The sequence below is a fragment of the Methylorubrum populi genome, assembly GCA_036946625.1.
GTDB lineage: Bacteria > Pseudomonadota > Alphaproteobacteria > Rhizobiales > Beijerinckiaceae > Methylobacterium > Methylobacterium populi_C.
Map to the genome: position 1 here is coordinate 846,741 of JAQIIU010000003.1, position 23,033 is coordinate 869,773.

Genomic DNA, 23,033 nt, shown 5'->3' on the forward strand with positions numbered 1-23,033 from the left:
GTCCCTCACGCACTCATCTGCAATTGCAGTTGCGGCAGGCGCGAGGGCCGGGCGAGCCCGAATTCCTTCAGCGACACCACCTCGACCCGCTCGTCCCTGCGGGCGATCACGACGCTGTTGTCCGGGACCGCCGTCCAGGTCGCGTGCTCCTTGTCGAGCGGTTCGGACACGACGACGACGCCGTCCGCGGATTGCCGATAGTACATGCTGTTGGCCGCATCGTTGGCGGCGTACCGGAAGGCATGGAGATCGCGTCCGTCGGCGAGCGCCGCGGTGAAACGGAACGGATGGCCGCCCTCGATGCCGCCGACCAGTTCGGTCACACGGGCGAGCGCCGCGGCGGTGGCGGTGATCGGGTCGCGTTCGGTCTCGCTCGCCATCAGGCCCTGGCCGAGGATCGCCAGGAACAGGGCCTCCGAATCCGTCGTGCCGTTGCGCGAGGAATAGAGCTCGTCCGGGATCAGCGCCTCGATCGGCCGGCGCAGCCGCGCCCAGTCGCCGATATAGCCGTTATGCATGAACAGCCATGGGCCGCAGGCGAAGGGATGGCAGTTCGGCCGGGTGATCGGGGTGCCGGTGGCCGCCCGCACATGGGCGAAGAACAGGTGCGAGTGCAGGTGGCGGCAGATGTAGCGCAGGTTCTCGTCGGACCATGCGGGCTGCACCTCGCGGAAGCGGCCGGGCTCGGGATGGTCGCCGTACCAGCCGAGACCGAAGCCGTCGCCGTTGGTGCTGGCGGTCGATTCGAGCGCCTTGATGCTCTGCGAGACCAGCGAGTGCGCCGGCTCGGTGACGTAGTGCTCCAGCGGGATCGTACGGCCCCGATAGGCGATCCAGCGACACATGCTCTCGGGTCTCCCCAACCGTGCGGTCTTGCCCGCCGCGCATCGCGGATGATCGTGGAGAATCCGCGTCACCTTGAGCGCAGCCGCCCGCGCCGGACGAGGGCGCTCGCGGGGCGACATGCGTCCAACGCAGGAGGCGCCGATCAGATGCCGTGCGATTGCAGCCACGCTTCGAGCAGGGCGACCTGCCAGAGCTTGGAATTGCCCTTCGGCGTCAGCGTCCCGTCGGGATCGGCGAGCAGGTGTTCGACGTAAGGCCGGTTGAAGATCCCGCGCTCGCGGGCCGCCGGCCGGTCGAGCACGTCGCGCACGAAGTCCATGAAGGGTCCACGGATGTGCTTCAGGGCGGGGACCGGGAAATAACCCTTCGGCCGGTCGATCACCTCCGCCGGCACCACCGCACGGGAAGCCTCCTTGAGGATGAACTTGCCTCCGTCGCGCACCTTCAGCTCGGCCGGAATGCGGGCGGCGAGTTCGACGAGTTCATGATCGAGGAAGGGGACGCGGGCTTCCAGGCCGCAGGCCATGGTCATGTTGTCGACCCGCTTCACCGGATCGTCCACCAGCATGATCCGCTGGTCGAGATCGAGGGTCTTGTCGATGGCGCTCGCGCTCTTCGACTCGGCGAAGAAGCGGGCGATGGAGTCGCGGCTGTAGTCCTCGTCGACGAAGTCGGGGGTCAGCGCCTCGCGCATCTCCGCGTGGTCGCGGTCGAAATAGGCGCGGGCATAGTCGGCGGTCGGGTCGGTCGAGCCCATCAGCTTCGGATACCAGTGGTAGCCGCCGAACACCTCGTCGGCGCCCTGGCCGCTCTGGATCACCTTCACATGCTTCGAGACCTCCTGCGAGAGCAGGAGGAAGGCCACCGCGTCGTGGCTCATCTGCGGCTCGGCCATGGCGTGGATGGCCGCCGGCAGGGCCTCCAGGGTGCGCGAGCCGTCCACCACGAGCTTGGCGTGATCGGTCTCGAAGCGCGCGGCGATGATGTCGGAATACTTGAACTCGTCGCCCTCGACGCCGTTCACCGCATCGAAGCCGACCGAGAAGGTCTTCAGCCCGCTCTGCCCGTTCTTCGCCAGCAGCGCGACGATGACCGAGGAGTCGAGGCCGCCGGAGAGCAGCACCCCGGTCGGCACGTCGGCGATCTGGCGGCGGGCCACCGCGGTGCCGAGCGAGTCCAGCACCGCCGCGCGCCAGTCCGCCTCGGTCATGAAGCGGTCCTCCTCGCGGGGGCCGACCGTCAGCGACCAGTAAGTCTTCTCCCTGCGAGTCCCGTCGGGCTCGAAGGTCAGGGTGGTGGCGGGGTGGACCTTGCGCACGCCCTTGAGGATCGTCAGCGGCGCCGGCACGCCCGCGTGCCAGCTCATGTAGTGGTGGAGCGCCACCTTATCGATCGCGGTATCGACGTCCCCCGCAGCGAGCAGGGCCGGCAGCGAGGAGGCGAAGCGGAAGCGCTTGCCCGTCTCGGCGTAGTAGAGCGGCTTGATGCCGAGCCGGTCGCGGGCGAGCGTGACGCGGCCCGAGTCGCGCTCGTGCACCGCGAAGACGAACATGCCGAGGAAGCGCTTCACGCAGTCCCGGCCCCAGGCATGAAACGCCTTGAGCACCACCTCGGTGTCGCTGGTGGAGAAGAAACGGTAGCCCTTGGCCGAGAGCTCCCCGCGCAGTTCCCTGTAGTTGTAGATGCAGCCGTTGAAGACGATCGACAGCCCGAGTTCGGCATCGACCATCGGCTGCTGGCCGGCCTCCGACAGGTCGATGATCTTCAGGCGGCAATGGCCGAACACGACGCCGCCCTGGCCGTGGATGCCGCCGGCATCGGGTCCGCGGGGGCGCAGCACCTCCATCATCGACCGCACGGCGCCTGGATCGGCCGCGCCGCCGAAATTGATCTCTCCGCAGATTCCGCACATCGCCGCCGGCCGTCCTCGCTCTGTCCTCGGTGCCCGAACCTGAGCGGCAGAACCGGGCGGCGCCCGACGCGTTCCCTGCCGCCCGCAAAATCCTTACCTTCGTTCCAAACCCGATGGCGGGCTCAAGCCGGCAGGGTCAGTTCCTCGCGGGCGAAGACGGCCTGCACCGCCAGGCACTCCGCCATGCGGCGGGCAACCGGAGCGGAAAGGCCCGTCACAGCGGCTCAGCGCCCCGGCCCATCGCGGCGATGCCGGTGCGGGAGATCTCCACAAGGCCGATCACGCTGAGCAGACGGATGAAGCGGTCGATTTCTTCCGTCGAGCCGGTCAGTTCGAACACGAAGGAGTTCAGCGTCGCATCGAGCGTGCGGGCGCCGAAGGCGGAGGCGAGGCGCAGGGCCTCGCTGCGGTGCTCGCCGGTGCCGGCGACCTTCACGAGGCAAAGCTCGCGCTCGAGCGCCTGCCCCTGGAGCGTCAGGTCGACGACGCGGTGCACCGGCACCAGCCGGTCGAGCTGTGCCTTGATCTGGTCGATCACCGCGTTGGTGCCGTTGGTGACGATGGTGATGCGCGAGAGGTGGCGCGCCTCCTCGGTCTCGGAGACGGTGAGACTCTCGATGTTGTAGCCGCGGCCGGAGAACAGGCCGGCGATGCGGGCGAGCGCGCCGGGCTCGTTGTCCACGATCACCGCGAGGGTGTGGCGGTTGACGGACTCGATCCGGGTCGGCTCGGGGTAGTGGGTGTTCATGGCGTTCATCGCGAAGCGTTCCTCATCCTCGATTGATCACCCGGCGCCGCGGCGCTGGACCCGCCTCCCGGCGGCGTGATACCGGCCGCGCCATGGATCGGCGCCAGCGTGTCTTGAATTTCGTCGTGCCGTACGGCCGAACCGGCGTCGAGATCGGCCCCCTCACACATCCCATCGTCCTCAAGAGCGACGGCGCGGTGCTCTACGCCGACCATCTCCCGACGGAGGCGCTGCGTCGCCAGTATCGCGGCCACCCGACCCTCGGCCCCGCCGGCGTCGACGGCATCGTGCCCGTCGACGTGGTGCTGGGGGAGGGCGGACTGGCCCAGGCGCTCGGCGCGCGCGGGCCGGTCGATTACATCGTCGCGTCCCACGTCGTCGAGCACGTCCCCGATCCGATCCGCTGGCTGCGCGAGGCGGGCGACGCCCTGCGCGAGGGCGGCGCGTTCTGCCTCATCGTGCCGGACAAGCGCTTCACCTTCGACCACTTCCGCACGCCGACGAGCGCCGGCGCCCTCGTCGCCGCCCATCTCGCCGGCCTGCGCAAGCCGCCGGTCGCCATCGTCTACGAGCACTTCGCCCGGGCCTGCCCGGTCGATGCCGGCGCCGTCTGGCAGGGCCGACCCGTCACGGCGGAGCCGATCAGCGGCGGCCCGGCGCAAGCCCTGTCGATCGCCGCCGGCATCGCCGAGACCGGCGCCTCCGTCGACGTGCACTGCGCGGTCTTCACGCCCCACAGCTTCGCCGACGTCCTCGCGGAACTGATCGGGCTCGACCTGCTGCCGTTCGAATGCGGGGCCCTGGAACCGACGCGCCCGCGGGAGGACGAGTTCTTCGTGCTCCTGCGCAAGCGGAGCGGGGGAACGGCGGCGCAGCGCGCCGCGACCGTGCCGCGCCTCGACCCCGACCGCCACGGCGCAGTGCCGCGGCCACGCTGGCCGCAGCGGGTCGCCCGGCGGTGGCGTCGGGCTCTCCCGGGGGGAAGAGCCTGACGCCTCCATTCGGTCGGTCCGGCCCATGGCCGAGGGGCGGCGTGCGATGCCGGTCCGATCAGACCAGCATCTTGCCCTCGGCCGAGATGACGTCGCCGAGCTCGACTCCGGTCTCGCCGAGATAGTCCGACAGCAGCATCTCGTTGTGCGCCTTGCCCGAGGGAATCATCGGGAAGCAGTTCTCGGTCTTGTCGACGACGCAATCGAAGATCACCGGACCGTCGAAGGCCAGCATCTCCTGGATCGCGGCGTCGAGCTCGCCGGGCTTCTCGCAGCGGATGCCCTTGGCGCCGTAGGCCTCGGCCAGCTTGACGAAGTCGGGCAGGCTCTCCGAGTAGCTCTGCGAGTAGCGCGAGCCGTGCAGCAGTTCCTGCCATTGCCGCACCATGCCCATGTACTCGTTGTTCAGGATGAAGATCTTGACCGGCAGGCGGTACTGCACCGCCGTCGACAGCTCCTGCATGTTCATCAGGATCGAGGCTTCGCCCGCGATGTCGATGACGAGCCCGTCCGGGTTGGCGAGCTGCGTGCCGATCGCCGCCGGCAGGCCGTAGCCCATGGTGCCGAGGCCGCCCGACGTCATCCAGCGGTTCGGCTCGTCGAACTTGAAGTACTGCGCCGCCCACATCTGGTGCTGGCCGACCTCCGTGGTGACGAAGGTCTTGCGGTCCTTGCACGCCTCGTAGAGGCGCTGGACCGCGTATTGCGGCTTGATGATCGTGCCCGAGGGCCAGTAGGCGAGGCAGTCGCGCGACTTCCAGCGGCTGATCTTGTTGAACCAGTCCTCCATCCGCGCCTTGTCGGGCTGCTTCGGCAGGGCGCGCCACTGGGCGAGCATCGCCTCCAGCACCGCGGCGCAGTCGCCGAGAATGCCGACATCGACCTTCACGACCTTGTTGATCGAGGAGGCGTCGACATCGACGTGGATCTTCCTGGAGAACGGCGCGAAGGCGTCGAGGCGCCCGGTGATGCGGTCGTCGAAGCGCGCGCCGATGCAGACCATCACGTCGCAATCGTGCATCGCGAGGTTGGCTTCGTAGGTGCCGTGCATGCCCAGCATCCCGAGGAATTTTTCGTCCGAAGCCGGGAAGGCGCCGAGACCCATCAGCGTGGACGTCACCGGGAAGCCGGTCTCGGCGACCAGCTCGCGCAGCAGCCGCGAGGCCTCGGGGCCCGAATTGATGACGCCGCCGCCGGTGTAGAAGATCGGCCGGCGGGCCCCCGCCATCAGTTCGACCGCGGCGCGGATCTTCTCCGAGTCGCCCTTGACCGGCGGGTTGTAGGTCTTGTGGCCGTCATGCGCGGGGCGGCTGTAGACGCCGCTGGCGAACTGGATGTCCTTCGGCAGGTCGATGACGACCGGGCCGGGGCGCCCGTGGCTCGCGACGTAGAACGCCTCGTGCAGGATGCGCGGCAGATCCTCGATCGATTTGACGAGGTAGTTGTGCTTCGTGCAGTGCCGGGTGATGCCGACGGTGTCGCATTCCTGGAATGCGTCGGAACCGATCAGGTGCGTCGGGACCTGACCGGTCACCGCGACGAGCGGGATCGAGTCCAGCATCGCATCGGTCAGGCCGGTGATGATGTTGGTGGCGCCGGGGCCGGAGGTGACGAGGACGACGCCGACCTTGCCCGAGGAGCGGGCATAGCCCTCGGCCGCATGGACCGCGCCCTGCTCGTGACGCACCAGCACATGCTTGATCGCGGTCTCGTCGAACAGCGCGTCGTAGATCGGAAGCACGGCGCCGCCCGGATAGCCGAACAGGGTGTCCACGCCCTGATCCTGGAACGCCCGGATGACCATCTGGGCCCCGGTCATGACCTCGCCGCTCATCGACTCCTCCATCAATCCGTTCTTCGTGTTCCGATCCGCATCTCGGCCCGTTGGGTTTTGCGCAATAAAAAAGGGCCCCTAGGGGACCCTGCATGCGCCACCGACCGGGCCTGTCGGGCTTGTCCTCAAGCCCGCCCCGTTCGTGGCGCTACCACTACGATAAGAACCGTGCGCATCGTCGATCCATTCGCCGCCCGCTCGCCGATCTTCGGCAAGGGGAGGGGCGCGGATTAAGCGATGGCGGCGCTCCCGTCAATCCGCGTTCGTCGTTTCGACAGGGCAATCGCTCGAAGCCGCTCGAGCGGCTTGCCGCGACAATTCGGCGGCCGGGGCCAGCACCTGGGCGGCGGCCTCGCTCTCGCTGCCCGCATCCTCGGCGCCCGGTTCCAGGCCGGCCCGAAGCCGCCGCATGCTGCCGTCGAGCGCGTCGGCCGCGCGGTCATGCATGACGGTGTGCGCCTCCATCAGCAGACAGCCGCCCACGGCAAGGATCGGGCCCAGCACGAAAAGGCTGCCGAGCAAAGCAATTCGACCGGCCCGCGACAGTCGAACTCACTTCGGGCGGTGGACGGCACCATCATGACAATTCTCCGGATCATATCTGACGACTCGACACGTCGAAATATCTGACGTTGAAGCGTCGATTTCCAAAAATATATTATAAAAACTCACTTTTGCATTATAAAACGTATCAATAAAACCAGATTCCGCCAGATCGAATTGTATGCCGGTACGGCGAGAAGCGCGATCTTCGTCACGTGCCGCAGAAGGTGCGGTAGCCGCGGCCGCCGCCCTCCGGCGCCTCGGCGTAGCGGGCGAAGCCTGGTTGGTCGTCGTAGGGACGGGAGAGCACCGAGAGCATCGTCTCGAACGGAGCAAGATCCTCCCGCTCGACCGCGGCCTCGATCATCTCCTCGACGCGATGATTGCGCGGGATGAAGGCCGGATTGACGGAGCGCATCGCCTGCCGCCGTGCGGCAGGGTCCGTGTCCGTCGGCTCGTCGGCGAGGCGCCGGTGCCAGTCTTCGGCCCAGCGGTCGTAGGCGGTCGGGTCGATGAACAGGCTGCGCACGGCTTCGACCGCCTCGGGCGCCGGCCCGCCGTCGCCTTCCGGCACGGCCTCGCCGAGACGTCGGAAGGTGAGGGTGAAGTCGGCTCCGTTCTCGGCCATGGCCTTGAGGAGATCGCCGGCGAGCGCGGGGTCGCCTTCCCGCAGAACCGTCAGCCCGAGCTTGCGGTTCAGCCCGCCGTGATAGGCCGCCTCGAACCGGCCGGCGAAGCCGGTCAGCGCCGCCTCGGCCTCGGCGACGGCCTTCGTTTCATCCTCCGACAGGAGCGGCAGCAGCGCTTCGGCGAGGCGGGTGAGGTTCCACAGGGCGATACGCGGCTGGTTGCCGTAGGCGTAGCGCCCGTGCCGGTCGATGGCGCTGAAGGCGGTCGCCGGATCGTAGCTGTCGAGGAAGGCGCAGGGGCCGTAATCGATGGTCTCTCCGGCGATCGACATGTTGTCGGTGTTCATGACGCCGTGGATGAAGCCGACGCCGAGCCAGCGCGCGACCAACTCGGCCTGCCGGCCGATCACGCCTTCGAGCAGGGCGCGGTAGGGATTGTCCGCCCGCACCGCCTCCGGATCGTGACGGGCGATGGCGTGGTCGGCGAGCGCACGCAGGCCCTCGACATCGCCGCGGGCGGCGAAGAACTGGAACGAGCCGACCCGGATATGGCTCGACGCCACCCGGGTCAGCACCGCGCCGGGCAGCACCGTCTCGCGGATCACCCGCTCACCGGTCGTGACGGCGGCGAGCGCCCGGGTGGTCGGGATGCCGAGCGCGTGCATCGCCTCGCTGACGAGATATTCCCGCAGCACCGGCCCGAGGGCGGCGCGCCCGTCGCCCCGGCGGGAGAACGGCGTCGGGCCGGAGCCTTTGAGCTGGATGTCGCGGCGGCGCCCGTCCCGACCCAGAATCTCGCCGAGCAGGATGGCGCGTCCGTCGCCGAGCTGCGGCACGAACTGTCCGAACTGATGCCCGGCATAGGCCGCCGCCAGCGGCTCCGCCCCCTCCGGCACGCGGCGCCCGGCCAGGATGTCGATGCCCTCGCGACGTTCGAGCCGCTCGGGATCGAGGCCGAGATCGGCGGCGAGCGCCCGGTTCAGCCGCACCAGCCGCGGCGCCTCGACCGGCGTCGGCGCGACCCGGGCGAAGAAGCGATCCGGCAGGCGCGCGTAGCTGTTGTCGAAGGGAAACGGGACGCTCATGCGAAATCCAAACGCGGCGAGGGAAGGGCGGACAGTGGAGCAACCGCCCGGAACGGCTCAAGGTGCCCGCGCGGGGTTTCGCGGCTCAGGCGAAGAAGCGCGCAAAGGCCGCCCCGGCTCGGCACCGACAGGGACGAGGCCGTCCCACCCGGTATCGAGCCCGACCCGATGTATCCCGGCCGAGCGCCGCCCGCTCCACGCTCCACGCTGCCTGTCGGCCGGAATCCGAGGATTCCGGTATCCTGTCCGTGGGCAGCCCGCAGTGTGTTTGATCCCGCGGTGTGGTGGTACGGTTGACCACCATGCTGCGAGGGCTGCGCTATGGGCCAAATTCTCCACGGCAGCGCCCGCACGACGGAGGCGATCCGTCGTGCAATACAGCTTCGCCCTCTCGTTGTGGATCAGGCCCATTCGCGCCGCCTACTACACCGGCATCCGATTCGCCCCCGGTACGATCCGCACCCCCACGAGCTTTCCGGTCGGCCCCCGCCGATCACGCCGCCCGCGGCACGGGCACGATCCGCTCCAGTTCCGGGCCGATCTCGGCGAGCAGGGTCTCGCGCTCGAAGCCGGCCTGGAGGTTCATCCAGAGCTGCGGCGTGGTGGCGAGCAGCTTGGCCAGCCGCAGCGCCGTGTCGGTGGAGATGCCGATCTCCTCCCGCACGATGCGCTCGATGCGCGAGCGGGGCAGGTCGAGCGCCTTGGCGACCTGGCCGGCCGAGAGACCGAGCGGCGCCATGAACTCCTCGCGCAGGATCGCACCGGGATGGACCGGCGGGGAAACCTCGGCGCAGGCGGCCGGGTCGAAGCTGGCGCGCAGAGCCTTGAGATCGAACGTGTCGGACATCGCAGCCTCCCCTCAATGGCAGTCGGTGAACTCGACCCGCTCGGGCCCCGCTTCCGTCCAGACGAAGCAGAGCCGGAACTGATCGTCGATCCGGATCGCGTGCTGTCCGGCGCGGTCACGCTCCAGGGCGCGCAGCCGGTTCCCGGGCGGGGACCGGAGATCGTCCAGGCTCGCCGCCGCGGCGAGATAGGCGAGCTTGCGGCGCGTGGCCTTGTAGAGGTCGGCCGGAAACCCCTTCGGACGCCGGCCCCGCGCCACCGCCTCCGTCACGCTGTCGTGAAAGCTCAGGATCATCGCGACAGTCTGTTGCAGAGGGTGATACATGTATCACTCAGAGCAACAACTCCGTCAAGCGGGCTGCCGCCGCGCGGCGCCCGTTTCCGAGGCCCGAGGGCCGCCATGACCTGAGGCGCCCCGGACGCAAGCGACCCCCGCCGGTCTGGACCACCGGCGGGGGCCTGTAGCCCCACCCATCCCATGTTGGAGACACGTCATGATGCAGGACCGTTCCCGCAATCGCACCCCCATGCCCGCCGCGCAACCGCCGGCCGACACCGCCCCGCCCGAGCCGGGACCCGTCCGCGCCGAGGCCGGGATCGCCCGGATGCTGGCGGCACCGGCCGGGGAGGAGAGCAGCCCCGACGCCGCGTTCCTGGCGCTCGCGCCGACGCTGCTGCCGATGCTCGACGAGTTCGACCGGCGGTGGGCGATCGCGTCCGAGGCCCATGCGCGCGCGGTCGCGGCGCTGGGCGGCGAGCCGGATCATCGCGTCGTTGGTCGGGCTGCGGCCGACGAATGGACGGATCAGCTCTACACCTCGTGCGGCTGGTTCGACTACATCGCGGCTCGCAGGCCGACCGACGCCCTCGACGCGCGCATCGAGGCGCTGGTGGCGGAGGGAGCGGGATTCGAACCCGCGATACCGTTTCCGGTATACACACTTTCCAGGCGTGCGCCTTCAACCACTCGGCCACCCCTCCGGGACCTGCCGGGGATCGCGGCGGACGCTTTTCGAGCGTGGACGCGGTCTCGTGCGACAGGTGGCGGGTCTGTAGCCGGGGCTTCGGGTTCTGGCAAGGCTGAGAATGCCGGAGAATGCGCCGCCCGGCCGGGTCGGTCGGCGCGGGGCGTCAGGCGATGCGGCGGGGACGCTCCGCCGAGGTTGCCTGCGGCGTGGGGGAGGCGTTGGCCGATGCGGGCGTCGGCAGGGCCGAGGGCGTGCTGGCGCCGGTCTGGAGGAAGCCGGGTGTCGAGGGCGCCGGGCTGCCCACGGTGACGGCGGCCGGCGCGATCTCCGCTGGCGGCTCGGCGGGCGCCGGGGCAGGGAGTTCGTCGCCCTCGGGCGCGGCCAGGATCTCGGGCGGAGTCTTCCAGACGAAGGCGTCGAGGCGGCCGGTGACCGGTGAGACCGGGGCCCAGCGCTCGGAAATCACCCCGTCGGCGATCCAGGCCGGGTCGCGCGGGGCGCGGGCGGCGCGGGCGAGCCATTCGCGAGAGCGCCCGCTCTCGGTGCCGTGCTCGGCGGTCTCGATCCGAGCCATCATCTGGCAGATCCGTACGGTCGGACGGTCGGCGAGCAGCGGCGCCAGCGCCTCGCGAGCCCGGGCGAACTCCTTGGCTTCGCTCGCGGCCTGCGCGATCACCAAGCGCGATTCCGGATCCCAGGACGACAGCTTGGCCAGGTTCTCGGCGCGGACCAGCCGGTCGCGGGCGGAATCCCCCGTGCGCAGGTGGAGGTAGAGCTTGGCGAGGTCCGGGTGCGGGGTCGCCTTCCAGGCGGACTCGACGATCTTGGCGGCCTTGCGCAGGTCGTTGCGCCGGGCGAGCAGCCTGCCGGCAATGACGGCGGCCGGGACCAGTTCGGGGGCGAGCTTGATCGCTTTCAGCGCCTGCTCGGTGGCAGTCTCCGGCTCGCCGGCCTCGCGGCTCTGCGCGGCCGCGGTGAGCAGCACCGCCCGCTGGCGGCGCGCGGCGTGCTTGTCCATCAGGCCCAGGGCCGCGCGCCGCTCCACCGTCTCGGTCGCCGCCGACCACGCGCCGTCGGCGCACTGGGCCTCCAGCACCGCCTCGTTCGCCCAGGTGACGCTCGGCGCGAGCCGGGCCGCCTCGGCGGCGTAGGCGCGGGCGGCGCCCTCGTCCTCGCGGCGGCGCGCCTCGACGAACAGGCCGCGCAGGCCGAGCACCCGCGTCTCGGGGTCGTCCGCCATGCGCTGGAAGGCGTGCTCGGCCGCGTCGCGGTCGCCGGAGATCTGGGCGGCCTGGGCCTTCAGCAACAGGGTCAGCGGCTGGCTGCCGAGCAGGCGCTCGGCGTCGCCGGCGTGACGGCGGGCGGCGAGCGGATCACCGGAACCCACTGCGATCATGCCGCGCGAGAGCGAGGCGAGGCCCTTGTCGCGCCGCCGCTCGCGCGTGGAGCGGCTGATGCTGGCGGGCAGGCCGATCACGCCGGATACGATCGCCCAGATGAGGCCGATGACGATCGCCGCCGCCAGCACGCCGGTGAGCGCGATGGCGAGGCTCATGCCGATCTCGTAGCCGTTCCAGACGACGGTCACGGTGCCCGGATGGTCGGCGATCCACACCGCGCCGTAGGCGGCGACGGCCAGGAGGGCCAGGAAAACGAGGGCGCGCCACATCGGTCAGGGCCTCCTTGGGAGCACGGGGAGCGGGCGCTCGCGGCCCGGGCAGAGTGGAAGGGGGGAAAACCGCGCGGCGCGCGGTCCGTTCGTGGTCATGGCGCCGGTCTCCGCCCGTCAGCGCGCGGGCAGCAGGCCGGTGAAGGCGTCGGCCAGCAGCGTCTGCGCCGCACGGCCCGCCTCGGCTCGTGCGGAAAGGCGGACGCCGAAATCGCCGCCCTGCGCCCGCGCCTCCTCCGGCAGGGCTGCGTAGGCCTTGGCAGCCTCGGTAAGGTCGCCGCGGTCGAGCGCCGCCTGGACCTGCGCGGTCCAGGCCCCACTGCCCGCAGGCGCCGCGGCACCGCCCTGCGCGGGCGCATCGACCCGCTTCACCTGCACGATGGAACTCGCCATGTTCATCAGGCGGTCGCCGACGCTGCCGGTCTCGGCCACCGACTTGGCTTCGGCCGCGCGCTTGGCTTCGGCGATCTTGTCCGCGATCCGGCGGAACTCCGCAGCGAGGCTCGCGGCGGTCGGCGCGCCCTTGTCGGCGAACGGCACGAGGGCATCGAGCCGCTTCGAGTCGGGTGCTTCGAGGTTGCGCAGGCTGGCGAGCGCCTCCGGATAGGGCTGGCCCGCCTCCAGCGCCGTGGCGATGCGGTCGGCGGCGGCGATCCGCAGGGCCGATTGCACGGTCGCCTGCTTGGCGCTCTGATCGACCGCCCTGTCGAGGCCGACGATCCGCTCGCCCTGTTCCTGAAGCTTGCGCTCGAGGCCCCGCACGGTCTCGTCGACGCGGCTCCGGGCGTCGGCGGCGGCCTGCTTGCCCGCCTGCGTCGCGTCCTGCACAGCCTGGGTCGCCGCAGAGACGCGGCCCTCCAGCGCCTTCTGCACCTCGTCGATGCGCCTGCCCAGCGCGGCGTCGGTGGCTTCGTCGGCCTTGACACGGGCTTCGAGGTCGCCCTGGAGCGCCGCGAGCTTGCTCGCGAGGTCGGGCGCCGCGCTCTTGGCGCCGTTCGCTTCGAGCGCCTTGACCCGGTCGTCGAGGGCAGCGAGCATCGCCGGATCGGCGGTCGGGGCGGTCTTCATCTCCGCGCTGCCGTCGCGGCCGGGCTCCTCCTGGAGCGCCGAGACGCGCTGATCGAGGGCATCGAGCCGCGCCGTGAGGTCGGCCGGAACGGCCGGGGCCGATCCGTCGGTCGCGGGGGCGGTGCCCGCCTTCATCTGGTGGAGCGCTTGGTTGGCGCGCTCGTCCGCGGTCTTGGCGGCGGATTCCGCCCGGGCGACGGCATCGGGCAGCGGCTTCAGCGCCTGCTCGTTGGCGGCGAGGCGCTTGTCGAGGGCAGCGACCGCATCCTTGGTGGCCAGCCCCGCCACCGACTTGTCGAGGGCGGCCAGGCGCGGGTCGGCCCCGCGTTGATAGGTGGTGACGCCGTAGAGCAGGCCGGCGCCGATCAGGCCGCCGATCAGGCCGGATGCGGCCATACTGCCGAAACCGGCGCCGCCGCGGGCCGAGGCCGGCTTGGCGGTGTCCCTGGCCGCTTCCTTCGCCGTGTCCTTCGGCTCGTCCTCGGACGAGGCCGGCGCGCCCGCCTTCGGACCGGACTTGGTGTCTGCCTTGGCCGTCTCCGCCGGGTCCGAGAGGCGCTTGGCCTTGAGGTCGAGGATCGGGCCGTCGGTCAGCGCGGCGGTCTCCGTCACCCGCGCGGCGCCGGGGGACGCACCGGAGCTGGCGTCGGCCTTCGCGTCCGGCTTGGCCCCGCCGGAGGCCGGTGCCTCGGGTTTCACCGCGCCGCTGCCGGTGGCGCCGGCCTTGGCAGGGGCTTCGGGCTTGGCGTCGGTCGACTTGGCATCGGCGGGCTTGCTGCCGGTCGGCACGGGCGGCACGGCGCTGCTGCCGGTCGAGCCCGGCTTGAGGGGCGCGCTTCCGCCGGGTGCGATCGGGGCGGGGGTCGTGGACGAGTCGGGGCCGGTCGACGGCTTGCCTGCTTCTCCGGGCTTGGACGCGGTGCCCGGGGCGGAGGCGTTCGCAGCGGAAGGGGCGTTGACCGCAGACACGGCGCCGCCTCCGGTCGGACCCGATTTGACCGGCTCGAACTTCGTCGGCTCGGATTTGGCGCCCTCCGGCTTGACGCCCTCCGACTTGGCATCCTGCGAGCGCCCGGACGCGCTGGCTGCGCCGGCTTCGGAGAGGGCGCTGCTGCCGGTCGGCTCCGTCTTGGCGGGCTCGGCTTTCGTCGGGGCCGAACCGGATGCGGCCGGCTTCACGTCGGAGGCGGGTGAGGATGCGTCCGCGGCCTTGCCCGTCCCCTTCGGATCGGTGGGAGTCGGACCGGTGGGCTTGGACGAATCCTTCGCCGGCTCCGAAGACTTGAACTCCGGCGGCTTGGACTCCGGCGACTTGGCACCCCCCCTGGGGCCGTCCTTGGGTGAAGTCACGGGCGTTCGCTCCACATTCAGCCGTCGTACCGGCGCGGTGCGCTCCCATAGAAGAGCGGGCCGGCGCCGTCATCCATCGGAACCGCTTCAAAGGCCCCGTCTCCGACGCTCCGGAGCCCTCACGAGCCCGTACCGGCCGCCGGCGGCACGATGCGGGCGCTCGAATCCAGAGCGGCTGCGAGACCGGCGAGAAGCGCCTCCTCGCTCGGTCGCGCCGCCACAAAATGGGCCGCGATGCCGAGCTCGACCAGCCCTGCCGCCACGTCCGGGGACAGGCAGTAATGCGCCAGAGCCCGAAACGCTCCGCTCAAACCGGCCGCACGGCACAGGCCCTCGGCGGTTTCGGCGCTGCGGCGGGAGAAGTGCAGGGCGGCCGCCGGGGGCGGGTCGCCATCCTGCCCGGCGAGCGCCCGCAAGGCCGGTTCGGGCAGCGCCGACATCGCCCGCGCGGCGTAGGCGGTCCAGGCCACGACGCGGTAGCCCGCGGCCCCGAGGCTCGCACCGGGCTCGGCCTTGCGATCCGCGCCGGCCGCGTGGAGGAGCCGACCGCCCGGCCCGACGTGTTCCGCGACCAGCCGGGTCAGGGCGACGGCGTCCCCGTCCGCGCAGAGCACCGACCGCAGTCCCGCGGCCCGGGCGCGTTCCGCCGTGCGCGTGCCGACGGCGAAGGCCGGTATGTCGGGAAGACCTGCCCCGGCGAGCGGCGCGGCGGCGTTGGCGCTGGTGAGGATCAGCCCGTCGAACGGGCCCGCCGGCGGCGGCTCGTCGGTCGGGGCGATCCGCAGCACCGGCGCGACGAGGGCGTGATGGCCGAGTTCGGCCAGCCGCCGGGCCGTGCGCCCCGCCCCTGGCTCGGGCCGCGACACCCAGATTCGCATGCGCGCGTTCCCTGTCATGCCCGTCCACAGGTTCGGCCCGAGCGCGGCTTTGCCTGTATCCGCCGGTGTTTTCGGCGTAGACGTGTCCTCGCAAGTCGCCCGGCCCTTCGCCCGGCCGGGTCTTCGCGAAAACATGGAGTAGGCGGGCCGGACCCCGGCGCGCAACTTTGCGTGGACGGCAGCGTGACACCGATGAAGATCCTCGGCATCGAGACCACTTGCGACGAGACCGCCGCCGCCGTGGTGACGCTCGATGAGGGCGAACGCGGCCGCATCCTGTCCAACGAGGTGCTGAGCCAGATCGCCGAGCACGCGGCCTATGGCGGCGTCGTGCCCGAGATCGCCGCCCGCGCCCATGTCGAGGTGCTCGACCGGCTGGTCGCCCGGGCGCTCCAGCGGGCGGGCACGACGCTGCCCGACATCGACGGCATTGCGGTCGCCGCCGGGCCGGGACTGATCGGCGGCGTGCTGATCGGCCTCGTCACCGCCAAGACCCTGGCTCTCGTCGCGCGAAAGCCGCTCCTCGCGGTCAACCATCTGGAAGCGCACGCGCTGACCCCGCGCCTCAGCGACGGGCTCGCCTTTCCCTACCTGCTGCTGCTGGCCTCGGGCGGCCACACGCAGCTCGTCGCGGTGAAGGGCGTGGGCGATTACGTGCGGCTCGGCACGACCATCGACGACGCCATCGGCGAGGCCTTCGACAAGGTCGCCAAGCTCCTCGGCCTCGGCTATCCCGGCGGCCCGGAGGTGGAGCGGCTGGCCGCCGACGGCAACCCGGAGCGGTTCGCGCTGCCCCGCCCGATGCTGGGACGGCGGCAGCCGGATTTCTCGCTCTCCGGCCTCAAGACGGCCCTGCGAATCGAGGCCGAGCGCCTCGAACCGCTGGCCGCGCAGGACGTGGCCGATCTCTGCGCGAGTTTCCAGGCCGCCGTCGTGGACGTGGTGGTGGATCGGGTGCGGGTGGGTCTGCGCGCCTTCGCGGGCGTCGCCGGGCACCCGACGGCGCTGGTCGCCGCGGGCGGGGTTGCGGCCAACGGCGCGATCCGCCGCGCGCTCGCCGCGCAGGCGGGGGAGGTGGGCTTGAGCTTCGTCGCCCCGCCGCTGCCGCTGTGCGGCGACAACGGCGCGATGATCGCCTGGGCCGGGCTGGAGCGCCTGCGGCTCGGCCTCGTCGACGACCTCACCGTGCCGGCCCGGGCCCGCTGGCCCTTCGCCGAGGCCGCGCCGGCGGCCTGACCTCAGGCGATCCGCGCGGGCCGCGAGGACGTGATCGCCGGGCGCGGACGTCGCGGTAGGATCCCGAGCCGTTTCCGACAAAAGAATCCCGGAGGAAGGCGGAGATGGGCCCAGTGGCGGACGAGCGGAACGGGTGGACTTCGGAGGCCGTCGCGGTCGTCGGCGGCGGCTCCTGGGGCACGGCGCTCGCGAACGCCGCCGCCGCGGCGGGCCGGCCGGTCACGCTCTGGATGCGCGATCCCGCCGCCGCGGCGCGGGTCGAGCGGATTCGGGTCAACGAGCGCTATCTCCCGGGCGTGGCGCTTCACCCGAACGTCCGGGCGACGGCCGAGGCCGGCGCGCTCGCGACGGCCTCGGCCGTGCTGCTCGTGGTTCCGGCTCAGACCCTGCGCGGCGTCCTGGCGGCGCTCGCGCCCGCGCTGGCGCCGGAGGCGACGGTGGTGCTCTGCGCCAAGGGGATCGAGCGGGGCAGCGACGCCTTCATGAGCGCGGTGGCCGCCGAGATCCTGCCGGCCGGTGCCCCGGTCGCGGTGCTCTCGGGACCGAGCTTCGCCGCCGACGTTGCCCGCGGCCTGCCCACGGCGGTGACGCTCGCCGCGCGGGACGGGGCCCGGGCGGCGCGGCTCGCCGGGCTGCTCTCCGGCCCGGCCTTCCGCCTCTATCACAGCGACGACGTGCGCGGCGTCGAGATCGGCGGGGCGGGCAAGAACGTGCTCGCCATCGCCTCCGGCATCGTTGCCGGGCGCGGGCTCGGGGAGAGCGCCCGCGCCGCGCTGATCGCCCGCGCCTTCGCCGAGCTGATGCGCTTCGCCCGCGCCTACGGGGGGCGGGCCGAGACCCTGATGGGCCTGTCGGGGCTTGGCGACCTCGTGCTCACCGCCTCCTCGTCTCAATCGCGCAACTTCGCCTTCGGCGAGCGCCTGGGGCGCGGCGCATCCCCCGAGGAGGCCGTGGGCGGCAAGCTCGCGGAGGGGGCCTTCACCGCCGCCGCCCTGGTCGGTCTCGCCCGGGCGCAGGCGGTCGAGATGCCCGTGGCCGAGGCCGTGGCCGCGGTGATCGCCGGAGACCTGACGGTCGATCGCGCGATGGCCCGGCTGCTGTCGCGGCCGCTCAAGGGCGAGACGGATTGAGCGCGGAGGCGGGCGGGCCGAGACAGGCCCGCGGCGCCCTTCAAGCGAAGCCGGATATTGGTTAATACCGACCGGCGATGATCCCGCTCATCGCCGGTTGCCCGCGCGAAGGCGCGGCGGCGGGCGTCCGCCGGACGCTGGGAAGACGACCATCGGTCGTCTTCCCTGCAACTTGGTTATGAGTGGAGCCGCCTTTCCCGACGGAGCCGTCCCGCGCCATGGCCTACTGGCTGTTCAAGTCCGAGCCCTCGACCTGGTCCTGGGACCAGCAGGTCGCGGCGGGGGAGCGCGGCACCTTCTGGAACGGCGTGCGCAACCACCTCGCCAAGAAACAGATGCAGGCCATGCGGGTCGGCGAGCGCGGCTTCTTCTACCACTCCAACGAGGGCAAGGCCGTCGTCGGCATCGTCGAGGTCATCAAGCCCTACTATCCCGACCACACCGACGAGAGCGGACGCTTCGGCATGGTCGACCTGCGGGCGGTGGCGCCGATGCCGCGCCCGGTCGCCCTCGACGCGATCAAGGCGGAGGCCGCACTCAAGGACATGGCGCTGGTCACCAACGCGCGCCTCTCGGTGCAGCCGGTCTCCGAGGCGGAATGGGCGACGGTCTGCGCCATGGGCGGCTGCGCGGGGGCCTGAGGGTTCCTCTCACGGGAACGTGAAGCGTGGCCGCCGCTCCCGCGCCGTGCCGGGGCGTTGCGCTCCTGCCTTCCATGAATCTGCCTTCCATGAAACGGAGACCTCGATGGCGCCGCGCGACCCCCTGCTCACCCCCGTGCCGATCGCGGAACTGCGGCCGACGCAGATGACGGTGGGCTACCGCGAGGTCGAGGAGAAGCGCCGCCGCTGGCGGGCGCACGATGCCGAGAAGAAGGCGGCCTTCCTCGGTTCGCACATGATTCCGGTGCTGCTGGGGCCGAAGAAGCGGCACTACGTCATCGACCACCACCATCTCTCCCGCGCGTTGCAGGAGGCGGGCGTGGAGAGCGTGCTGGTGACCGTGGTCGCCGACCTGCACAAGCTCGACAAGGACGCGTTCTGGACCGTGGCCGACCACAAGTCCTGGGTCCATCCCTACAACGCCGACGGCGTGCGGGTCGGCTTCGACGACATCCCGAAGGGGATCGCCGACCTTGCCGACGATCCGTTCCGCAGCCTCGCGGGCGAGCTGCGCCGGGCGGGCGGGTTCGCCAAGGACACCACGCCCTTCAGCGAGTTCCTGTGGGCCGACTACCTGCGGCGCAACCTGAAGCGGAAGGCGGTCGAGCGCGACTTCACCGCGGCGCTGGAGGAGGCGCTGCGCCTCGCCAAGGCGCCGGAGGCCGGCTACCTGCCCGGCTGGTGCGGACCGGTCGACGCCTGAGGCGAGGTCTGAGGGAAAAGGGCCGCCGCTGCGGCCAGCAGGCCGAGGGCGGCCGCGATCAGCGCGTTCCAGCCGGCGAGCGAGACCCCGAGGAAGCGCCACGCGGCCGCCGTGCAATCGACCGGCCGCACGCTCTCCAGGTTCTTCAGGAAGTCGGCGACATCCGCCGGTCCGGCGCCCGAGCCGCCGCTGCAATCGCTCGGCCCCGGCCAGAATCCCCACTCGGCCCCCGCGTGGTAGGTGCCGAGCCCGGCGCCGTAGAGCAGCACCAGCGCCACCAGTCCGAGCAGCAGGCGGGCGGGCCGCGGCGGCAGAACGGCCGCGAGCAGCGCCAGCGGGACGGCGGCGTAGTAGGGCACCCGCTCGGTCAGGCAGAGCTTGCACGGCACGTAGCCGAGGCCGTGCTCGAACACGAGGGCGCCGCCGACGGTCAGCGCGGCGCCGAGCGCCACCGCGAGCGCGGCGCCGCGAAGGGCGAGAAGGCTTCTCACAGCATCACCTTGAACGCGACGAAGCCGAGGATCACCACCGCCGCGAACAGCCCCGCGACGACGTTGAGGTGCCGGTCGAGCACGGCGCGGATGCCGATGCCGTAGCGCCCGAGCAGCCCGGCGAGCAGGAAGAAGCGCGCCCCGCGGGTGACGACCGACAGCAGGATGAACCAGAACAGCGAGTAATGGGCGAAGCCCGAGGTGATGGTGACGAGCTTGTAGGGGATCGGCGTCAGCCCTTTGAGCAGGATCACCCAGTGTCCGTAGGTGGCGTAGGACGCCTGGAAGGTCTCCGCCTTGTCGACGAGCCCGTACAGGTTGAACAGCCACCGGCCGACGGAATCGAACAGCAGCGCGCCGATGGCGTAGCCGAGCAGGCCCCCGAGCACCGAGGCGACCGTCGCGATCGCCGCGTAGAACCAGACCCGGTCGGGCCGGCTCACCGCCATCGGCACCAGCATCGCGTCCGGCGGCACGGGGAAGAACGAACTCTCGGCGAAGGCCACCGCCCCGAGCGCCCAGGGCGCGGAGGGCTTGGCGGCGAGCGCGAGTATCCACTCGTAGAGCCGGCGGATCATGGGGCCTCGTCAGGGTCCGGGAAGCGTCGCCCTTTCAGCACAGATGCGCCCCGGAGGCGAGGGCGGCGGCGGGTGCGGAAAAGATTCGCTCTGGCCCGCCGCCTCGGCTTGTGCGAAGAGGCGGGCGCGTCGCGGGTATGGCGGAACTGGTAGACGCGGGCGATCCAAAGGGGTTTGTTTAGTTCTAGACGACTTTTTTCGGTTTCTCAGCTAAAGCGGGCACTTACGGCGATCCTGAACGGCTCTCCCGGAAGTGGCGAAAATGGGCTAGGAGCCACATAGGAGCCAAGCGGCTCGATGCGGGTGTGGCGGAATTGGTAGACGCAGCGGATTCAAAATCCGCCTCTGGCAACAGATTGTCGGTTCGAGTCCGACCACCCGTACCAATAGTGGCATTCCAGCGTCGGCTTGGCTGCTGATGAGACCGGTTGACCTCTAACCCTCCTATTACTGGAACGTTGCGCGAGCCGGGAGGCATGCGCGACCTGATGCTAAGTTGCGTCAGGACAGGGTCGCCGTACGATGCTTCTTCGTCTTCCATTCCGCGGTCCGCAGCACGACATAGTCCCGTAGAAGCTTGACCCGACGCGGTCGGAAGCTGCGTCCGACCCGTTCCAGCGCTTCGATCCGCGGCACCTCGAATGTCCGATGGGCCTCGCGAAACATGCACCAGGCCACCAGCATCAGCGTTTTGGGGCTGTAGGACATGCCGAGCGGCAGGATCTCACGTTCGGTCCGCCGCTCGTTGGCGTCGCGATAGACGATCCGCACGCTGAACTCGTCCCAGCAGGCTTCGCGCAGGAGATCGAGGTCGACCGTGACGGCGGCGCGCGCCTCGGGCGGACGCCAGGATCGCATGGTCGCATGGGCTGCCTGCCGCGCCTGTCGATCGGGCAAGGTCGCGACGATCCGCGCGAGCGCGTTGCGCCCCGCCGTCGTCAGCGCATCGTCGCCGAAATCGCCAAGGCTCGCGACGCCCAGCATCAGCGCCTCGATTTCGAGGCGCGAAAAGCTCTGTGGCGGCAAAGCCGGGTCTTCGGTCAGCGTGTAGCCGTAGCCTGCCGCGCCGTCGATCAATACGCCGCCAGCGCGCAGCGTGGCGATGTCGCGATACAACTGCCGTATCGAGACCTCCGTCTCCGCCGCGAGGCGAACTGCCGTCACCGGCTTGGGAAGCCGCCGCAGCGCACCCAGCAACCGCATCAGGCGATCCGATCGTGCCATCCCTGCTGCCCGAAATTGTCAGGAGCCCCTTCGTAGAAGGATGACCTCACCCCAAGCAAGGAGGAACCCGATGCCCACCCTCTACTATTCGCCGAATTCCCGATCAGACACGGTCGTGGCGCTCGTCCCCATGCTGGGCGCCGAGATCGCAATGCGTGAGGTCACCATCGCGCGGCAGGACGGGTCGGGCGGCCGCGATCCGGTCAATCCGCACCCGGAAGGCAAGGTGCCCTATCTGACCGACGGCGAGGATGAGGTGCGCGAGCGCGGCGCGATCATGCTCTATCTGACCGATGCCTATCCCGCCGCCGGTCTCGGGCCGCTGCCAGGAGAAGCGGCGCGTGGCGCCTACCTGTCGTGGCTGTTTTACTATCAGGGCGTCATGGAACCGCTGCTCATCCTGAAATGGGCGGGCGTCACGCACCCGGCGCTCACCGCGAGCCTGCGCGACTTCGACACGATGATCGAGCGGCTGGCCGAGCCGCTCCGCCGCGGGCCATGGCTTCTTGGGGAGCGTTTCTCCGCCGCCGACATGCTGTGCAGTTCGCCGTTCTTCTGGTTCGCCGACATGACCCCTGCGGATCCGGCGATCCGCGACTGGGTCGCGCGTTGCGGCGAACGGATGGGCAAAGGCGCAAGGTAGCGGCACCCCCGCAACTCCCCCCCGGCGGCATCGTCGAAGGCGCACGCCCGGGGGCACCACGGCCTATTGCGACGGCGCATGGCCTGTCTAAAGTCCTGCCGGATTTCTGAGAGAGGATCATGCGGCGGGTTCGGAAACGGCAGTTGGCGCTTATTTCGCTCTGCTCAAGCTTGGCCACCGCCGGCGGCCTAGCAGCGAAGGTGCCTCATCCGCCACACTACGTCGATCTCGCCACACCGTTCGAAAAGACCGTGACCGAGACGGTCGGCCAGACCGAGGCCATGCGGATCGCGACGATCCGTACGCGGATGAACGCGCTGCTGCCCGGCATCTACCCGGATGGTGCAGGCACGGACCGGCGGATCGCCAGTGCCGTGCGTCAGTTCTCGGCCGACAGGCCGGGTTACGACCGCGTCATCGCCACGTTTCCGATGGCGTTGAGCGGCGCGATCGGCCGGTTCCGGAAAGTCTTTCCGGATTTCGCGGCGCCGCAGCCGATCTACCTGTATCATTCTCCGGGCCAGCGCGATGGCGGTTCGGATTATCTCCTGCCCGGCAAACGGCACGTCATGCTGTTCGGCGCCGATATGATCGCCAGATATCATTAAGATGAGTCGTTCGAGCCCTTCTTGATCCACGAGAGCTTCCACCTCGAACATGCGCGGCACTTCGTGGACTGCGATCAGCTTTGGTGCACGGTCTAGCAGGAGGGATTGGCGGTGGATGCAACCGCCACGATGATACCGCATGCGACGGATCATCAACTGTTGCTCGATATACCAACTCCAGTTCGTGCGCCAACAGAGGCTCGATGGACAGACGCCCTCTGCTTCGTCGCCGCCCACTTCGACGACACCGACAGTGCGGCAACGGCGAGCGCCCTGCAGATCGGGGGTAATCCGCCGGATAGGCTACCGGATCGCTTCGGATATCTGGTCGGTTTCCGACTGGCTCAGGCTACGGGTCTGAAGATCACCCAGCTTTCCCGGCTCGATAAC

General features: G+C 70.5%; 21 protein-coding genes and 2 tRNA genes. 8 read left to right on the forward strand and 15 right to left on the reverse strand.

Annotation, left to right across the window (positions count from 1 at the left end; all coding sequences use genetic code 11):
• Positions 1–5 precede the first annotated feature (5 nt).
• From PGN25_15390 to ilvN, 3 genes are all read right to left on the reverse strand, one after another.
• Positions 6–845, reverse strand: coding sequence for a class II glutamine amidotransferase (locus tag PGN25_15390; GenBank protein ID MEH3118924.1), 840 nt, complete (start codon positions 843–845; stop codon positions 6–8).
• Between the two features lie 143 nt (positions 846–988).
• Positions 989–2,758 (reverse strand): N-acetylglutaminylglutamine amidotransferase, encoded by a 1,770-nt coding sequence (locus PGN25_15395; GenBank protein MEH3118925.1) that lies wholly within the window; start codon positions 2,756–2,758, stop codon positions 989–991.
• Between the two features lie 214 nt (positions 2,759–2,972).
• Positions 2,973–3,515, reverse strand: coding sequence for an acetolactate synthase small subunit (gene ilvN, locus PGN25_15400; protein MEH3118926.1), 543 nt, complete (start codon positions 3,513–3,515; stop codon positions 2,973–2,975).
• Positions 3,516–3,631: 116 nt separating this feature from the next.
• On the opposite strand from ilvN, the gene PGN25_15405 reads away from it, so the two are divergent.
• Positions 3,632–4,498 (forward strand): methyltransferase domain-containing protein, encoded by an 867-nt coding sequence (locus PGN25_15405; protein MEH3118927.1) that lies wholly within the window; start codon positions 3,632–3,634, stop codon positions 4,496–4,498.
• A gap of 58 nt (positions 4,499–4,556) precedes the next feature.
• On the opposite strand, the gene PGN25_15410 is transcribed toward PGN25_15405, so the two are convergent.
• The 9 genes from PGN25_15410 to PGN25_15450 all read right to left on the reverse strand — a co-directional run bounded on the left by PGN25_15410 (position 4,557) and on the right by PGN25_15450 (position 15,368).
• Positions 4,557–6,332: an acetolactate synthase 3 large subunit gene (locus PGN25_15410; GenBank protein MEH3118928.1), complete on the reverse strand. Its 1,776-nt coding sequence runs from the start codon at positions 6,330–6,332 to the stop codon at positions 4,557–4,559.
• A 252-nt stretch (positions 6,333–6,584) separates the two neighbouring features.
• Entirely contained in the window at positions 6,585–6,854 is a 270-nt protein-coding gene (locus PGN25_15415) for a hypothetical protein (protein ID MEH3118929.1), read from the reverse strand.
• Between the two features lie 232 nt (positions 6,855–7,086).
• Entirely contained in the window at positions 7,087–8,589 is a 1,503-nt protein-coding gene (locus PGN25_15420) for a YdiU family protein (GenBank protein ID MEH3118930.1), read from the reverse strand.
• A gap of 493 nt (positions 8,590–9,082) precedes the next feature.
• Positions 9,083–9,436 (reverse strand): HigA family addiction module antitoxin, encoded by a 354-nt coding sequence (locus PGN25_15425; protein MEH3118931.1) that lies wholly within the window; start codon positions 9,434–9,436, stop codon positions 9,083–9,085.
• A gap of 12 nt (positions 9,437–9,448) precedes the next feature.
• Positions 9,449–9,730: a type II toxin-antitoxin system RelE/ParE family toxin gene (locus tag PGN25_15430; protein MEH3118932.1), complete on the reverse strand. Its 282-nt coding sequence runs from the start codon at positions 9,728–9,730 to the stop codon at positions 9,449–9,451.
• Between the two features lie 596 nt (positions 9,731–10,326).
• Positions 10,327–10,416: transfer RNA gene (locus PGN25_15435), tRNA-Ser, on the reverse strand.
• 150 nt (positions 10,417–10,566) lie between these two features.
• Entirely contained in the window at positions 10,567–12,072 is a 1,506-nt protein-coding gene (locus PGN25_15440; GenBank protein MEH3118933.1) for a heme biosynthesis protein HemY, read from the reverse strand.
• A gap of 117 nt (positions 12,073–12,189) precedes the next feature.
• Positions 12,190–14,490 (reverse strand): hypothetical protein, encoded by a 2,301-nt coding sequence (locus PGN25_15445; protein MEH3118934.1) that lies wholly within the window; start codon positions 14,488–14,490, stop codon positions 12,190–12,192.
• A 119-nt stretch (positions 14,491–14,609) separates the two neighbouring features.
• Positions 14,610–15,368: a uroporphyrinogen-III synthase gene (locus tag PGN25_15450; protein ID MEH3118935.1), complete on the reverse strand. Its 759-nt coding sequence runs from the start codon at positions 15,366–15,368 to the stop codon at positions 14,610–14,612.
• A gap of 192 nt (positions 15,369–15,560) precedes the next feature.
• Here PGN25_15450 and tsaD point away from each other — a divergent pair, with 192 nt between their 5' ends.
• From tsaD to PGN25_15470, 4 genes are all read left to right on the forward strand, one after another.
• Positions 15,561–16,604: a tRNA (adenosine(37)-N6)-threonylcarbamoyltransferase complex transferase subunit TsaD gene (gene tsaD, locus PGN25_15455; GenBank protein ID MEH3118936.1), complete on the forward strand. Its 1,044-nt coding sequence runs from the start codon at positions 15,561–15,563 to the stop codon at positions 16,602–16,604.
• Positions 16,605–16,708: 104 nt separating this feature from the next.
• Entirely contained in the window at positions 16,709–17,734 is a 1,026-nt protein-coding gene (locus tag PGN25_15460) for an NAD(P)-dependent glycerol-3-phosphate dehydrogenase (GenBank protein MEH3118937.1), read from the forward strand.
• Positions 17,735–17,952: 218 nt separating this feature from the next.
• On the forward strand, positions 17,953–18,375 hold the full coding sequence (locus tag PGN25_15465) for an EVE domain-containing protein (protein MEH3118938.1): 423 nt from the start codon (positions 17,953–17,955) through the stop codon (positions 18,373–18,375).
• 106 nt (positions 18,376–18,481) lie between these two features.
• Positions 18,482–19,099 carry a ParB-like protein gene (locus tag PGN25_15470; protein MEH3118939.1) on the forward strand — a complete coding sequence of 206 codons (618 nt, stop codon included), beginning with the start codon at positions 18,482–18,484 and terminating at the stop codon, positions 19,097–19,099.
• Here PGN25_15470 and PGN25_15475 read toward each other — a convergent pair.
• Positions 19,063–19,590, reverse strand: a complete 528-nt coding sequence (locus tag PGN25_15475) for a disulfide bond formation protein B (GenBank protein ID MEH3118940.1) — start codon at positions 19,588–19,590, stop codon at positions 19,063–19,065. The two genes, PGN25_15470 and PGN25_15475, sit on opposite strands and share 37 nt — an antisense overlap.
• Positions 19,587–20,168, reverse strand: coding sequence for a DedA family protein (locus PGN25_15480; GenBank protein MEH3118941.1), 582 nt, complete (start codon positions 20,166–20,168; stop codon positions 19,587–19,589). Before PGN25_15480 ends, PGN25_15475 begins: the two co-directional genes overlap by 4 nt.
• A gap of 299 nt (positions 20,169–20,467) precedes the next feature.
• Between PGN25_15480 and PGN25_15485 the strand changes: the two genes are divergently transcribed.
• Positions 20,468–20,554 (forward strand) — tRNA-Leu (locus tag PGN25_15485).
• Positions 20,555–20,669: 115 nt separating this feature from the next.
• Here the strand turns inward: PGN25_15485 and PGN25_15490 are convergent.
• Positions 20,670–21,392 carry a YafY family protein gene (locus tag PGN25_15490; GenBank protein ID MEH3118942.1) on the reverse strand — a complete coding sequence of 241 codons (723 nt, stop codon included), beginning with the start codon at positions 21,390–21,392 and terminating at the stop codon, positions 20,670–20,672.
• A gap of 70 nt (positions 21,393–21,462) precedes the next feature.
• Here PGN25_15490 and PGN25_15495 point away from each other — a divergent pair, with 70 nt between their 5' ends.
• Both PGN25_15495 and PGN25_15500 read left to right on the forward strand, forming a co-directional pair.
• Positions 21,463–22,035 (forward strand): glutathione S-transferase family protein, encoded by a 573-nt coding sequence (locus PGN25_15495; protein MEH3118943.1) that lies wholly within the window; start codon positions 21,463–21,465, stop codon positions 22,033–22,035.
• Between the two features lie 251 nt (positions 22,036–22,286).
• Positions 22,287–22,643: a hypothetical protein gene (locus tag PGN25_15500; protein ID MEH3118944.1), complete on the forward strand. Its 357-nt coding sequence runs from the start codon at positions 22,287–22,289 to the stop codon at positions 22,641–22,643.
• Positions 22,644–23,033: the final 390 nt, after the last annotated feature.